Consider the following 469-nt stretch of genomic DNA (forward strand, 5'->3'; position numbering starts at 1 on the left):
ACAAGCCTGACGATAACCTACTTTCACACTGGTTGCAGCACTATCATCGGCGCAAAGTTGTTTCACGGTCCTGTTCGGGATGGGAAGGGGTGGGACCAACTTGCTATGGTCATCAGGCATAACTTGTACTGACGGTTGCTCCCGATTGGGCAGCAGCGTCATGAATCTGGAAGAAGCAAAGATTTTGGGTAATGAATTGGTGTATCAACACACACGCAACGTTGTACCGTCTTATCCTCTGTACCTGCTAAGGTTATAGGGACAAGCCGTACGGGCAATTAGTACTGGTTAGCTTAATGCATTACTGCACTTCCACACCCAGCCTATCAACGTCCTGGTCTCGAACGACCCTTCAAAGAGCTCAAGGCTCTGGGAAATCTCATCTCAAGGCAAGTTTCCCGCTTAGATGCTTTCAGCGGTTATCTCTTCCGAACTTAGCTACCCGGCAATGCCACTGGCGTGACAACCG

2 rRNA genes are annotated in these 469 nt (G+C 49.7%); both read right to left on the minus strand.

Features of this window, described 5'->3' with window-relative positions:
• Nucleotides 1–4 precede the first annotated feature (4 nt).
• A 5S ribosomal RNA gene (rrf, locus tag AC0V2Y_RS28720) occupies nucleotides 5–117 on the minus strand.
• Nucleotides 118–257: 140 nt separating this feature from the next.
• A 23S ribosomal RNA gene (locus AC0V2Y_RS28725) occupies nucleotides 258–469 on the minus strand; the annotation flags it as partial.

This window comes from Janthinobacterium sp. BHSEK (assembly GCF_056174685.1).